Here is a 14,239-nt window from a genome sequence, read left to right as displayed (position 1 = left end):
CTAGGGTTGGTTAATTGATAGGTAAAATGAATTAAAACTATTGATGTGTTCTGAAAAACAGAAAAGAGGCCTGGGCCTCTTTTCAATTAACTAAGCTAAACTCTGCTCAACCTTATTTGATAAAGGCAAAGGCATCCGCATACATATGCTCGCGCAGGGCACCGTGCTCGATAAAGTCATCGCGTACCGCACCTATCATGTCGAAACGTCCGGCCATATAAATTGTGTAGGGTTCTAACGACACTATGTCTTTCATCACCGCCTGATGTACTAAGCCGGTGTGGCCATGCCACTGCCCCTGTGGTTGCTCGACCACCGGGATAAAGGTGAAATGCGAGTTACTGGCTGCCCAGGCTTCCATTTCTTCTTTGGCGTAAAGGGCATCTTCATGCTTTACACCCCAGTAGAAAAATACCGGGCGATCGCAGCCAACTTCGGCCAAATGGTCGGCCATCGACTTAACATAGGAGAAGCCGGTGCCTCCCGCCAAAAGAACCAGTGGACGGTCGCAATCAAGACGTAGCTGAGATACACCCAGGCCCACTTCGAGCGTTGCCTGAGTGCCATTGGCAAGATGCTCTTTCAGGTGCTCAAGCGCCTGCATGGCGTAGGAGTCTGCACCCGAGGCGCCAATATGCAATTCGATTTCATGCTGCTGGCTGGGGCGGCTGGCGATTGAAAATGCGCGCTTGTCCTTTTCTCCTAGTACCAGTTGGCAATAATGACCCGCTTCAAATTGAGCCGCTTCGTTGGGCGTCAAAATAACCTTGTAAACGAATTCTGTGAGTGGCGAAATACTTTGCACGTTCGCTTGTAATGTTTGCATGTTTTACCTTGCTTCTAACTCTTAACTGCTAGCCTACCATAGAAGGCCAATTAACAGGCACTTAGTCTATGCCCAGGGAGTCCCATATTTCATCGACTCTTTGCTTGGTGGCTTCATCCATCACTATGGGCTCGCCCCATTCGCGGTCGGTTTCACCGGGCCATTTGTTGGTTGCGTCCATACCCATTTTGGAGCCCAGGCCGGAAACCGGCGAGGCAAAATCCAGGTAGTCGATAGGGGTATTTTCTACCAAGGTGGTATCGCGTGCCGGGTCCATACGTGTGGTTATGGCCCAGATCACGTCATTCCAGTCGCGGGCATTAACGTCATCATCACAGACGATCACAAACTTGGTGTACATAAACTGGCGCAGGAAGGACCACACGCCCATCATCACCCGTTTTGCATGGCCAGGATATTGCTTCTTCATGGTTACCACCGCCATGCGATACGAACAGCCTTCCGGCGGCAAGTAGAAGTCAACGATTTCCGGGAACTGCTTTTGCAAAATAGGCACAAATACTTCGTTCAGAGCCACGCCTAGAATGGCCGGCTCATCGGGTGGGCGGCCGGTATAGGTGCTGTGATAAATAGGGTTTTCGCGATGGGTAATATGGGTCACCGTCATCACCGGAAAATCATCCACTTCATTGTAATAGCCGGTGTGGTCGCCATACGGGCCTTCTGGCGCCAGCTCATCTTGAGCTATATAACCCTCAAGCACGATTTCCGCACTGGCGGGCACCTGTAGATCATTGGATATGGATTTCACCACTTCGGTTTTGCTGCCACGCAACAAACCGGCAAAGGCATATTCGCTTAAGGTATCCGGCACGGGCGTAACCGCACCTAAAATGGTGGCTGGATCGGCACCTAGGGCAACGGAAACCGGATAGGGCTCACCCGGGTTTTCCTTACACCATTCTTGAAAGTCTAAGGCACCACCACGGTGCGATAACCAGCGCATAATGATCTTGTTTTTACCAAGTAGTTGCTGGCGGTAAATGCCCAGATTCTGGCGCTTTTTATAGGGCCCTTTAGTAACCGTCAGACCCCAGGTAATAAGCGGGGCTGCATCGCCGGGCCAACAATGTTGAATGGGCAGTTTGGTCAGGTCGACCTCATCGCCGCTGAGCACTACCTGCTGACAGGGGGCTTTTTTCACTTCCTTGGCGGGCATATTGAGGACTTGTTTAAATACCGGGATCTGTCCCAGCGCTTCCTTAATGCCTTTAGGTGGCTCGGGCTCTTTTAAAAAGGCGAGTAACTGACCTACTTCGCGCAACGCTTCGACATTCTCCTGACCCATGCCCAAAGCCACGCGCTCTGGCGTACCGAAGAGATTTGCAAGCACCGGGATATCATAGCCGACCGGGTTCTCAAATAGTAAGGCCGGGCCCTTGGCACGTAAGGTGCGATCGGCAATTTCGGTCATTTCCAAATGGGTACTAATGGGCTGGCTGATCCGCTTGAGCTCGCCGCGCTTTTCAAGCAACGCGATAAAGTCTCTTAAGTCTTTGTATTTCATTACGCCTCTGTAAGCCTCGGGTGTTTGCCGCATTATACTTGATGGCGACGCAAAAGCGATCAATCACTGCGCTGGCACTGCCAGGTTTCGTCGTTGAGCATCAGTATGCTGTTATCACCCTTGCCCCAAAAGGTGAGTTCCTCATTGCTGTATTTTGCGCCGGAGGCGGCACGCTCGCCAATCAGGGTGTGAGTAGCCTGGCTCAAAGTCAGAATAGCGCGCTCGGCGTCAAAGCGAACACTGAATATGGCTCCCGAATCACAGCGGTAGTTTATGGCCGCATTGCCTTCCTGGGTTTTGGGCAGTTCATTGCAGGCGCTGAGTATCAGAGCTGCGGGTATTGCCAAAAACAGTCCCTTAGTCATTGTTTTTCTCCGCAATTGTGGACAACGTCAGTGTAGCGTATTAGCTTAACAAGGCACATTTAACACTGCTAAAGGAATGCCCATGGCTGGCGCAAGCTTATTGACTCTTCTTGATGACATCACCGCTCTGTTGGACGACATTGCTACCATGAGTAAGGTGGCGACCAAAAAAACCGCCGGGGTGCTGGGGGACGACCTGGCCCTTAATGCGCAGCAGGTTTCCGGGGTGAACGCCGATAGGGAGTTACCCGTGGTCTGGGCCGTGGCTAAAGGCTCCATGCTGAATAAAGCTATCCTGGTGCCGGCGGCGCTGCTTATTAGCGCCTTTATTCCCTGGCTGATCACACCCTTGTTGATGCTAGGTGGTTTATTCCTGTGTTTTGAGGGCGCGGAAAAGCTGGCTCACGGCAAGGAAGAACAGCCGGAGCATCCGGCCCTGGCTGAGCCGCTGACTCCGGAAGCAGAAAAGGAAAAAATTAAGGGGGCGATACGCACCGACTTTATTCTTTCCGCGGAAATTATCGTGATCTCCCTTGGCACGGTTGCTACCGCCAGTTTTATCCATCAGGTGTCTGTGCTGTCGATAATAGCCGTGGTGATGACTGTGGGTGTCTACGGTTTAGTGGCCGGTATAGTGAAACTGGATGATGCTGGTTTATATCTGTTGCAGCGCGGCGTTGCTGCTAAAAGCGCCATCAGTCGTGCAATGGGACGATTTTTGCTGACCTTAGCACCCTGGTTGATGAAGGCGCTGGCGGTATTGGGGACTATAGCCATGTTTCTAGTGGGTGGCGGCATATTGGTGCATGGTATCGCGCCGTTGCATCATCTTATTGGTCACTGGGGTGAGGTGGCCGGTCAATACGGTGGGGTGGTTGAGGCCTTGGTCGTTAACGGCGCCAATGGCCTGGTTGGGTTACTGGCTGGATTTGTGGTCGTAATCGCCCTGCATTTATTCAAGCAGCTGAAAAAGTGATAAATCCTAAAGAAGTCAGCCCGGCAAATGCCGGGCTTTTTCAGGCTAGTTAGAAGCTAAACTGAGCGGCGAGGCGGAAGTTGGTGCCTTCACCTATGGTCACGTTATTGGTGCCACCGCCAGCCAGGTACTCGGTGTCGAAAAGGTTTTCGATATTTAAACGCAGATCGACGTCATTGCCGGCAAGCTTGATGGCATAAGTCGCACCGACGTCGACTCGGGTATAGGCGTCTTTTTCTATCTGGTTATCGCTGTCTGCAAAGCGTTTGCCGGTATAGAAGAGTCCGGCATTAAGCGCTAAGGCCTCGGTGACTTCATAGCGTGACCATAATGAGGCCGACCATTTCGGTGCATCTGCCGGGGTTTTCCCTTCCAAGTCTTCGTCACGTTCATAGTTGGCATCCAGATACATGCTTGAGGCCATAACAAAGAAACGATCGCTTACGGCGCCTTGGGCGGCTAATTCAATACCCTTATGGCGCTGCTCACCTACCTGTGTGGTGATGGTGTCGTAATCCGGGTGATCGACCAACTCGCTGACCAGGGTGCCTTTTTTACTAATATCAAAGAGTGCACCGGTAAGCAGCAGGCGCTCATCGAACAGTTGCCATTTGGCGCCTATCTCCATTTGCTCTGAGGTGACGGCGTCGAGTTTCATATTGTGATTTTTATCACTTTCGTTGATCAGGCGCTCTGAGCTCTGTGGCTCAAAACCCTCAGAATAGCTGACATACAGGGTAGCATTGTCGTTCGGGTGATACAGCACACCGACCTTAGGCAAGACAGATTCGTTATTTGCCCCTTCTTTATTCTGTTTGTCATAGCGACCGCCTAGCGACAGTTGCCACTGCGGATTAAAGGTGATCAAATCCTGAATATAGATGCCATAGTAGTCATACTCGTCACTCGAAAGGCTGGTATCGCTTGTATAACTGATATCCGGGCGGCTTGGCTCGCTTTGGCCGGGGATATAATCTATGGCGTCGGCGCTGGTGCGCAGCTGGCCATAGTAATAGTCTAGGCTGTTGGCGCCGATCAGTAGCTGATGTTGCATGCCCGCTAGCTGGAAGTCACCAATAAAGTCGATATAGGCGGTGGTAAATTGCCAATCGTCAAAACGATCATAGGGGCGTGAGTTATAGCTGTCACCGACTTGGTAGTCACTGGGTTTACGTGGCGCCGACTCAAAGCGCTGGCGCTCAAAGGTTTGTTCGTTATAACCCAGTCTCAGTTGCCAGTAATCGTTGAGATAGGTGCGCACATCCAGGCCTAAGTTTTCTACCACGATATCGGTGAAGGCCCAGGAGAAATCGTAAATGGTTTTGTCATCGCCGATGACCTTGCCTTGCGAATCTAGCCAGGCACCGGTGTCGAGACCGGTTTTATCGTCGGTGCGATCATAGTGAACGCGGATCAGGGTGTCGTCGCTGAGGTCGTAATCAAGGACTAAGGCGCCGAGGAAACGATCGCGCTCACGCTCATCGCCGTTGGCATAGTCACGCCAGAAGTTCACATCTTGCTTAACCACAATACCGCGTCCGCGCAGTGTTTCATCATCATTGAGTGCCGAGCTGGCGTCGAGCATAAAACGTGTCGAACCATGTTGATCGACATCGGCACTGACATTAACAAAGCGATTCGCGGTAGGCTTTTTGGTGACCATGTTAACCAGACCGCCAGGGCCGGACTGGCCATACAAAATGCTCGCCGGGCCTTTGATCACTTCAACACGCTCTAGGATCTCAATGGGCTGTTGGTAATGTGACCAGTGCTGGTGGCCATCGCGCAGATAACCGGTCGCTGAGCTTAGGCTAAAGCCGCGCATATTAAAGGTTTCCCGGTTGCGCTGGTTCGAGCCCGAGGTCAGGCTGGCATCATTGTTTAGCACTTCACCCAGAGTAGTGGCCAGTTGCTCATTGACTATGGTTTCTGGGATCACGGTAACCGATTGGGCGGTTTCCAGTAGCGAAGCGTCGGTACGCATGGCGCCAGAGGCGCTATCGACCTTGTAATCATTGAAATAACTACCGACCACTTCAATGGTTTCCATCTTGGTTGCCGCCAGGCTGGGTGCTGATAAGACACTGAAAATAATGAGAGAAAGAGGGTGGCGCGTCATTGCGTAAGATCCTAAAGAGTTGCTGTGAGTTATTTTGAATGCGCATGCTATTGCAAATGATTATCAATTGCAAGTGTTGTTTCTTATATTAGGGTTATGGCTTAAATTGCCCATTGAAGAGCCTGCTATTTCTGTATTTAGTTGAAGTAAACCAATGACTTTACTTATAAAGCGGCTATGCTTGTCAGGTCAAAATCGCGGCTTTTGTCGGGCTGTTTAATGCGGAAGAGACGGATTGCTAGTCGTAATAAAGTTGAATATACCCGCCGGATATGAATAAATAGCAAACAATAGCAATCAGTTGAGGCTGTCACAATAAACGCCCGGCTAATAAGGATATGATGTGGTACTGGCATCTGGTGATAGCAAAGCGAACCTAAAGTGACGCTGTTTATGTCTCGAGTAATCAAGAGCCTAGGGTGTAGTAGTTATGCTCTAACGCAACGACAAAGTGGAAGAAAGTAATGTTGCAAAGGAAGGTCAGCTTTTATAAAACACTAAGCCTGTTTTTCTGTGCTGCTTTGTCTCTCTCTCCCTGTTACGGTGCCAGCACGGCGCTGGAGCAAATCCTGCTCGAGCCCAAAGAGCAACAACTCGACCGCGCGGTAGCAAGTTTAAACGACCCCCTAACGGATAAAGAAAAGCTGGCCCTGACTCGGTTTGTTGCCGAGCAATATTTTGCCAGCGGTGATTATCAAAAAGCGACTCGTTACTTTTTGCGGGCGGAGCAGTTATCCGCCGATCTGGAGCCGCCGATACGCCGTGCTGATTATGCTAAAAAGCAGGGGATAGCCAATTATTATCGTGGTCATTACCTCAGTGCCGTTGAGGATTACTCCAGAGCCTTACAGATACTTGAGCAAGCCAATGAGCCGCTGCTGCAGGCTCATTTGTACAATAATATCGGTTTAGCCTTGATGCGTGCAGAGCGCCTGGAGCAGGCCATCGATTATTTTGGCAGCGCCAAAGCCTTGTATGACGAGCACGGCTCGGAGCAGGATAGGGTCGATATTATTCATAATATTGCCGGCGCTTATATCAGCGCCGATCGCTTTGATGCCGCGCTGAAAATGTATGCCACAGTGGGCGATGCCTTTGCGCGCCTGGGAGACATCGCGGGTCTGGAACAGATGCAGTCTAATCTCGGGGTTATTTATCGCAACCTAGGGCAGCTCGACGCCGCCGCCGAGCAATATCAGTTGGCGTTGGCGAACATAGCCAAGACCAATGATCCCTTAAGCTTGCATAACACTAGGATGAATTTGGCCGATTTATATTTCTTTCAAGGCCGTTTTGATGATTCCCTGGCTACCTTGGAAGAGGCGAAGGCGCAGCTTGAGGTGATCGACTATTTCCCCGGACTCATTACCATACAAGAGATCACCGCCAAGGTGTTGTATGGCAAGGGTGACTACGAGCGTGCCGAAGCAGCCTTGGAGCAGGCCTATTCGTTATCGCAACAAAATAGCAGTGACGACGCGCCTATAGACACCTATTTGATTGAGCTATTGCTGGCAGCGGCGCAGGGGGATAATCAAAAGGCTTTGGTGTTGTTTGAAAAATATGAGCGTGAACGCGATCTGGCCGTCAGTCAGATCATGGCTAGTCGTCTTAATGACTTCTATGCCAAATACAACACTAGCCAGTTACAGCGCCAAGTGGAATCGCTGCAGCGTCAGCAGGAGTTTGAGCGAATCGCGGCGCGCCAACGTAATCAGTTTACCTGGTTGGTCTCGGGGTTATTGTTACTAACCTTGATTATCGGCGTACTGCTGTATCGCCGCGGAGCCGAGCGTCGGGCCAATGCTATCTTGGAAGAGAAGGTACGCTTGCGCACTCAGGAGCTTGAGGCTCTGGCGCAACAGCTTAGTTCAGCCAATGAAATTAAAAGCCAGTTTCTGGCGAATATAAGCCATGAGATTAGAACGCCGCTGACTTCCATTATGGGTCAGGCCGAGGCCATTGTTCATGGTGAGGTGCGTGATGCCGATGTCGCCAAGGAGTTGCAGGTTATTTATAACAACAGCAAGCATCTGGGTGAGCTGATCAATGATGTACTGGATTTAAGTAAAATCGAAGCCAATAAACTCGAGCTTAATATTGCTTTGGTGAGCCTGGATTCTCTGCTCGCCGATATCAAGGCCATGTTTGCACCCAGTGCCCTGCAGCAGGGTATCGACTTTTACATCGACAACCAACTGCCGGCAAACAGCGGTGCCGAACTGGACTATATTCGTGTTAAGCAGGTGTTGGTTAACCTGTGCTCCAATGCCATTAAATTTACCGAGCAAGGTCAGGTAACTCTTAAGATCAGCGCTCAGGATAAGAACCTGGTATTTTGTGTTGAAGATACTGGGATTGGCATTGCTGAGGATAAACTGGAAGCTATTTTTACCACCTTTAGTCAGGGCGACAACTCCATTAGTCGTCGCTTTGGCGGCACAGGTTTGGGCTTGAGCCTGTCGCAGCAATTGGCATGCATCATGGGGGGGCAAATTACCGTAACCAGCACCCTGGGATGCGGCAGCTGTTTTTGCTTTAAGCTGCCCTGTCAGTACAGTCAATTAACGAGTCAGCTGCAAGCGCAGCCGCCACCTTGTTATGCCTCCAGCTTTAGTGGCACTGTGGTATTGGCGGAGGATCACCCGGATAACCGTCGCCTGATTGAGCGCTTATTGCAGAATCTTGGAGTGACGGTTTACAGCGCCGAAAATGGTGAACAGGCGGTGGAGTTGGCATTAAAACATAATCCGGACCTAGTCTTAATGGATATTCAGATGCCGATACTCGATGGCTTAGGGGCGCTGTCGCTGTTGCATCAATGTGGTTATAGTAATCCCATTATCGCCTTGACCGCCAATGCCATGACCCATGAAATCGCGCAGTATAAGCAAGTGGGATTTGCCGGTCATCTGGCCAAGCCCATAGATAAGGCACAGTTTTGTGCCGTGTTAGAGCGCTACCTAAGTGTCAGTGAGCAAAAAGAAGGTTACCGTGAGGTGGATATGAGCGACCTGCGCCATAGCTTTGCACAAACCTTGCCTGCGGAAATTGCCTTGCTGAAAGCGGCGCAGCAGCGTGATGATATCGCCGCCGTGGCAAAAATTGCCCATCGCCTGGCAGGCGCAGCAAAGATGTTTGCCGATGCCGACTTAGCGCAATTACTTAGTGATATTGAGCGCGCCGCCAAATTCCAGGACGGTGAACACGTCAGTGAGCTGTTAAGCGATCTGGCGATGCATGAAACAGAGTCAGGGCATTAGCCCCTAAACAGCAGGCACAAAAAAGCCACTGTGATAACAGTGGCTTTTGTTTAACCCAGTACAGCTTACTTACGCTTCATTGAGTCAAAAAACTCGTCATTGGTCTTACACATGGCCAGCTTATCGATAAGGAATTCCATGGCATCGATTTCCGACATATCGTGAACTATCTTACGCAGGATCCACATCTTCTGTAGCTCATCCGGTTTAGTCAGTAATTCTTCACGACGAGTACCTGAGCGGTTGAAGTCAATCGCCGGGAATACGCGTTTCTCGGCAATTTTACGGTTCAGGTGCAATTCCATGTTACCCGTACCTTTAAACTCTTCGTAGATTACTTCATCCATTTTCGAACCGGTATCGATAAGCGCGGTGGCGATAATGGTCAGGCTGCCGCCTTCCTCAACGTTACGTGCCGCACCAAAGAAGCGCTTTGGCTTGTGCAGGGCGTTGGCGTCAACACCACCGGTAAGTACCTTGCCCGATGATGGAATAACTGTGTTGTAGGCACGCGCCAGACGAGTGATTGAATCAAGCAGGATAACCACGTCTTTCTTGTGCTCAACCAGGCGTTTTGCCTTCTCGATCACCATTTCCGCGACCTGTACGTGACGGCTTGCCGGCTCATCGAAAGTCGATGCAATTACTTCGCCCTTAACTAGGCGCTGCATTTCCGTTACTTCTTCCGGACGCTCATCGATAAGCAATACCATGAGCTCACAATCAGGGTGGTTGTAGCTGATAGACTGGGCGATATTTTGTAGCAACATGGTTTTACCGGCCTTAGGCGGTGCAACCAAAAGGCCACGCTGGCCTTTACCTATTGGTGCTGCAAGGTCAAGAACACGAGCGGTAATATCTTCGGTGCTGCCGTTACCACGTTCCATGCGTAAACGCTCATTGGCGTGCAATGGCGTTAAGTTCTCAAATAAAATCTTGGTGCGTGAGTTTTCCGGCTTATCAAAGTTAACTTCGTTTACTTTTAGTAGCGCGAAGTAACGTTCACCATCTTTTGGTGGGCGAATAAGGCCGGCAATGCTGTCGCCCGTGCGCAAACTGAAGCGACGAATTTGGCTTGGAGATACATAAATATCGTCTGGACCAGCAAGGTACGAAGCTTCTGAGCTACGTAGGAAACCAAAACCGTCTTGCAGGATTTCTAATACACCGCCACCGAAAATGTTTTCGCCGCTTTTCGCGTGCGCTTTCAGGATGGCAAAGATAATGTCTTGTTTTCTTAGGCGGGCTACATTCTCTAGGCCCATAGACTCGGCTAGTTTTACAAGTTCGTTGATCGACTTGTCTTTCAGTTCGCGTAAATGCATATTGGTGGGTTCTTTAAACTATTTATCGTCTCGAAATGGAAGTACTTCGAGTGAGGTTGTTGGATAAACTTGGAATTGTTGGGGTTATAAACTAGCAGCTCAGTGGCTTATCGTCCAGTCTTTATACAAAATGTCATATAAAAAAAGGGCGAGCGCCCTTTTTTTATAATCTGTGCTTAGATGTTGTTTTCTAAGAACTCAACTAGCTGAGCTTTAGAAAGGGCACCTACCTTAGTAGCAGCAACCTGACCGTCTTTGAACAGTAGTAAGGTTGGAATACCGCGGATACCAAACTTAGGCGGAGTGCCAGCGTTTTGGTCGATATTCAATTTACCGATAGTCACACGGCCTTCAAACTCGCCAGCTACATCGTCAAGGATAGGGGCAATCATTTTACAAGGTCCGCACCACTCAGCCCAAAAGTCGACTAGTACAGGTTTGTCTGATTGCATTACGTCAGCCTCAAAGCTGTCGTCAGTTAATTGGATAATTTTATCGCTCATCACGTTCTCCGTTAAATTTGGCGAATTTATTTAGTGCGTATTTAAACACTCTTGTTTCTTATTGCAAGTTTAAGCGTTATGCTTTATCGCTATGAATAAGACACATTTAACCGATAAAAAATTTGCAGACTTTGCTTTAGCTCCGGAGGTGGTTGCCGGATTGCAAGCAAGTGGCTTTGAATACTGCACGCCTATTCAGGCGAAGTGTATGCCTTATGTTGAGGCTGGCCGCGACATTGCGGGCCAAGCACAAACTGGCACAGGTAAAACACTGGCGTTTCTTACCGCCACCTGCCATCACTTATTGCAGAGTCAAAAGCCATCGGGTCAGCAACCAAGAGCCCTGATCATGGCCCCCACACGGGAGCTTGCGATTCAGATCCACAAAGATGCAAAAATCTTGGCACCGCACTGTAATCTTAAACTAGGTTTATTATATGGTGGCGAAGATTACGAAAAACAACGGGCGCAGCTAGAAAAAGGTGTCGATATTTTAATTGGTACCACGGGCCGTTTGATCGACCTGTATAAACAAGGCTGTTATACCCTTAACGACATCGAGGTTGTGGTACTGGATGAAGCGGATCGCATGTTCGATCTCGGCTTTATCAAAGATATCCGTTATATGTTCCGCCGCATGCCCGAAGCGACCGAACGTCTTAACCTGTTATTTTCGGCCACCTTGTCTTATCGCGTTCAAGAATTAGCGTTTGAGCACATGACCAATCCAGAGCATGTGCAGATCGAGCCGGATGTTAAAACCGGTAAGCGCATTGCAGAAGAGCTGTTTCATCCGTCGCAAAATGACAAAATGAAACTGCTACTTACCTTGATCGAGGAAGAATGGCCGGAAAAAGCCATAGTGTTCGCCAACACAAAACATGTGTGTGAAGAACTTTACGCTTGGTTACAAGCAGATGGGCATCGTGTTGGCTTATTGACCGGCGATGTGAATCAGAAGAAACGTCAGTCAACCTTGGCACAATTTGCAAAGGGAAGTTTAGATGTACTAGTTGCAACCGATGTTGCTGCTCGTGGTCTACACATTCCTGAAGTAAGTCATGTATTCAACTATGACCTACCGGACGATTGCGAAGACTATGTACACCGTATCGGTCGTACCGGTCGTGCTGGGGCATCGGGCCACGCTATCAGCTTTGCCTGTGAGCAATACGCTTATAATCTGCAAGAGATCGAAGACTATATTGAGCACAATATCCCTGTGTCTCATTACGACAAAACGGCGCTGTTGGATGATATTACGGCACCGAAAACAATTAAACGCCGTGGGCCGCAAGGGCGTTCACGGGGTAAAAACCAAGGACATGGGCAAGGTCGTCGCCGCCATGGGCAAGGACGTTAGCCTACTAGCATGACAACACGTCCCAAACGACGTGCAAGCTTGGCCCCCCGGAGCCAAGCTTTTTTAGAGGTAAGTACGTGGTAAATTCTTCTCTCCAAGATGATTTATATGCGGTAATCGATCTTGGCTCCAATAGCTTTCATATGTTGATTGCCAAAACAGTGGCAGGCTCGTTACAAACCATGGGCCGGGTAAAACGCAAGGTGCGTTTGGCTGCGGGCCTCGATGGCAGTATGCAATTAAGTCAGGAAGCAATGGAGCGTGGCTGGGAATGTTTAGCCCTATTTGCCGAACGACTGCAGGATATTCCTGCGTCACAAGTTCGCATCGTAGCCACGGCCACACTCAGACTGGCGACGAATGCCGATGTATTCAAAGAGCGCGCTGAGCAAATTCTTGGTCATCCAATTAATGTTATCAGCGGTGAAGTAGAAGCAAAGACCATCTACCAAGGTGTGGCGCATACGTCGGCTTGTTCCGGTAAGCAATTGGTAATTGATATAGGTGGCGCCAGTACCGAAATAGTCATAGGCGAAGGCCAACAAGCCATTCACTACACCAGCTTGCATATGGGCTGCGTTACCTACCTAGAGCATTACTTTAAAGATGGTTTGCTCAGCGACAGCAATTATGACAATGCCATCAAGGCGGCGAAACAAATCCTGCAACCCATTATTGCCTTATACCGCGCAACCGGATGGGACTATGCTGCGGGCGCCTCTGGCACGGTTCAGGCAATCCAGGAGATCATGGTTGCCCAGCGCCAAGACGAAACCCTGACACTGGATAAGTTACTTGATATCCGTCAATTAACTACTCAATACGCCTCTATCGAACAGCTGCAACTGCCTGGATTAAGTGAAGAGCGCCGTTTGGTTTTTGTTTCTGGACTTGCCATTCTTATTGCCATCTTTGAGAGTTTGCAGGTGAGCGCCATGGGACTAGCCGGTGGTGCATTGCGTGAAGGCGTGCTCTATAGCATGGTGCCACAACTGCAGCGTCAGGATATTCGCCAGCGCACCATAGACAGTTTTATTACCCGCTACCATTTGGATAGCAGGCAAGGCGAGCGGGTTGCCTGCATTGCCAAGCTATTATTGGCGCAATTAAGTCAGCCTTGGCAACTTAGTGAGGCGGATCATGGGTTATTGACCGCAGCGGCCATGGTGCATGAAGTTGGTCTGCTAATCGAATATAAGCAATACCCTAAGCATGGCGCTTATATTATTACCAATACCGATATGCCCGGGTTTACCAAGCAGCAGCATGCTCTGGTAGCCAAACTGGTGCGCTTCCATAAGGTGATGTGCTGGCCGGTGATTTTGAATCACTCGGTGCTCACGAACAGCTGGCCACTCAGTTAGTGCGTTTATTAAGGTTGGCGGTAATATTGTCAATGCGTCGCAAAAATGATGTTTTACCTGAGCTGGTAATTAAAGAACATAATAATGCGCTGACACTATATATAGATAAACAATGGTTAGATGCCCATCCCTTGATGTTAAGTGAGCTGCAGCAAGAGTCACTGTACCAGCGCAAGGCTGGTTGGAAACTAACCATCAGCAATTAAAACCCCGCCAAAAAGCCACCATTGGGTGGCTTTTTGTATGTTTTTGAGCCGTTGTGCTCAATTTAACTGCAAACGATCTGTTTTTCGCAATTTTCTTTAAAAAAGGGCTTGCGTCGAAATCGAATCTCCCTATAATGCGACCCCACTGAGACGGCAGGCAGCAACGCATAGCGAGGCGCTAGCGGCTCAGAGAGTCAAATAAAACTTCAGTTTTGAAAAATGAAAACTTTCTCAAAATTAAGTGTTGACAATAAATTAGGAAAGCGTAGAATGCGCAGCCCTAACGCGGTGAAAGCCGCAGCGACAACGAGTCGCAACGTTCTTTAAAAATATGAAGCAATCATCTGTGTGGGCACTCGTACAGATTGAGTTCTAACAGCAGATTCTAGTTCGCTAGATGA

The 14,239-nt window shown here is 49.5% G+C and carries 9 protein-coding genes and 1 pseudogene; 4 read left to right on the top strand and 6 right to left on the bottom strand.

Annotated features, from left to right (window positions below; translation table 11 throughout):
- Positions 1–112: 112 nt before the first annotated feature.
- The 3 genes from fre to C2M34_RS06330 all read right to left on the bottom strand — a co-directional run bounded on the left by fre (position 113) and on the right by C2M34_RS06330 (position 2,719).
- Positions 113–826, bottom strand: a complete 714-nt coding sequence (gene fre, locus C2M34_RS06340) for an NAD(P)H-flavin reductase (RefSeq protein WP_105216206.1) — start codon at positions 824–826, stop codon at positions 113–115.
- 61 nt (positions 827–887) lie between these two features.
- The gene (gene ubiD, locus C2M34_RS06335) at positions 888–2,354 is read right to left on the bottom strand and encodes a 4-hydroxy-3-polyprenylbenzoate decarboxylase (RefSeq protein WP_105199270.1); all 1,467 of its coding nucleotides are present in this window, start codon (positions 2,352–2,354) and stop codon (positions 888–890) included.
- A 59-nt stretch (positions 2,355–2,413) separates the two neighbouring features.
- Complete coding sequence (locus C2M34_RS06330) at positions 2,414–2,719, bottom strand: MliC family protein (protein WP_105258344.1); 306 nt, start codon at positions 2,717–2,719, stop codon at positions 2,414–2,416.
- Positions 2,720–2,801: 82 nt separating this feature from the next.
- Between C2M34_RS06330 and C2M34_RS06325 the strand changes: the two genes are divergently transcribed.
- Positions 2,802–3,695: a DUF808 domain-containing protein gene (locus tag C2M34_RS06325; protein WP_105258343.1), complete on the top strand. Its 894-nt coding sequence runs from the start codon at positions 2,802–2,804 to the stop codon at positions 3,693–3,695.
- A gap of 49 nt (positions 3,696–3,744) precedes the next feature.
- On the opposite strand, the gene C2M34_RS06320 is transcribed toward C2M34_RS06325, so the two are convergent.
- Entirely contained in the window at positions 3,745–5,814 is a 2,070-nt protein-coding gene (locus tag C2M34_RS06320) for a TonB-dependent siderophore receptor (RefSeq protein WP_105258342.1), read from the bottom strand.
- Positions 5,815–6,278: 464 nt separating this feature from the next.
- Here C2M34_RS06320 and C2M34_RS06315 point away from each other — a divergent pair, with 464 nt between their 5' ends.
- Positions 6,279–9,077 carry an ATP-binding protein gene (locus tag C2M34_RS06315; RefSeq protein ID WP_105258341.1) on the top strand — a complete coding sequence of 933 codons (2,799 nt, stop codon included), beginning with the start codon at positions 6,279–6,281 and terminating at the stop codon, positions 9,075–9,077.
- Positions 9,078–9,142: 65 nt separating this feature from the next.
- Here C2M34_RS06315 and rho read toward each other — a convergent pair whose 3' ends face one another.
- On the bottom strand, positions 9,143–10,402 hold the full coding sequence (rho, locus tag C2M34_RS06310; protein WP_105199275.1) for a transcription termination factor Rho: 1,260 nt from the start codon (positions 10,400–10,402) through the stop codon (positions 9,143–9,145).
- A 176-nt stretch (positions 10,403–10,578) separates the two neighbouring features.
- Positions 10,579–10,905 carry a thioredoxin TrxA gene (gene trxA, locus C2M34_RS06305; protein WP_105189420.1) on the bottom strand — a complete coding sequence of 109 codons (327 nt, stop codon included), beginning with the start codon at positions 10,903–10,905 and terminating at the stop codon, positions 10,579–10,581.
- 91 nt (positions 10,906–10,996) lie between these two features.
- Here trxA and rhlB point away from each other — a divergent pair, with 91 nt between their 5' ends.
- Entirely contained in the window at positions 10,997–12,268 is a 1,272-nt protein-coding gene (gene rhlB / locus C2M34_RS06300; RefSeq protein WP_105199276.1) for an ATP-dependent RNA helicase RhlB, read from the top strand.
- Between the two features lie 77 nt (positions 12,269–12,345).
- Positions 12,346–13,838 (top strand): annotated as a pseudogene (gene gppA, locus C2M34_RS06295) (guanosine-5'-triphosphate,3'-diphosphate diphosphatase).
- Positions 13,839–14,239: the final 401 nt, after the last annotated feature.

This window comes from Pseudoalteromonas sp. T1lg88 (assembly GCF_002964765.1).
Lineage (GTDB): Bacteria > Pseudomonadota > Gammaproteobacteria > Enterobacterales > Alteromonadaceae > Pseudoalteromonas.
Note: the sequence above shows the minus strand (reverse complement) of the source record. Positions and strands in the feature narration are given on the sequence as shown.

What these genes read in the sequence shown, in the direction of transcription:
- rho (WP_105199275.1), bottom strand. Translation starts at nt 10,402, where the DNA reads ATGCATTTACGCGAACTGAAAGACAAGTCGATCAACGAACTTGTAAAA.
- rhlB (WP_105199276.1), top strand. Translation starts at nt 10,997, where the DNA reads ATGAATAAGACACATTTAACCGATAAAAAATTTGCAGACTTTGCTTTA.
- C2M34_RS06320 (WP_105258342.1), bottom strand. Translation starts at nt 5,814, where the DNA reads ATGACGCGCCACCCTCTTTCTCTCATTATTTTCAGTGTCTTATCAGCA.
- C2M34_RS06325 (WP_105258343.1), top strand. Translation starts at nt 2,802, where the DNA reads ATGGCTGGCGCAAGCTTATTGACTCTTCTTGATGACATCACCGCTCTG.
- ubiD (WP_105199270.1), bottom strand. Translation starts at nt 2,354, where the DNA reads ATGAAATACAAAGACTTAAGAGACTTTATCGCGTTGCTTGAAAAGCGC.
- C2M34_RS06330 (WP_105258344.1), bottom strand. Translation starts at nt 2,719, where the DNA reads ATGACTAAGGGACTGTTTTTGGCAATACCCGCAGCTCTGATACTCAGC.
- C2M34_RS06315 (WP_105258341.1), top strand. Translation starts at nt 6,279, where the DNA reads ATGTTGCAAAGGAAGGTCAGCTTTTATAAAACACTAAGCCTGTTTTTC.
- trxA (WP_105189420.1), bottom strand. Translation starts at nt 10,905, where the DNA reads ATGAGCGATAAAATTATCCAATTAACTGACGACAGCTTTGAGGCTGAC.
- fre (WP_105216206.1), bottom strand. Translation starts at nt 826, where the DNA reads ATGCAAACATTACAAGCGAACGTGCAAAGTATTTCGCCACTCACAGAA.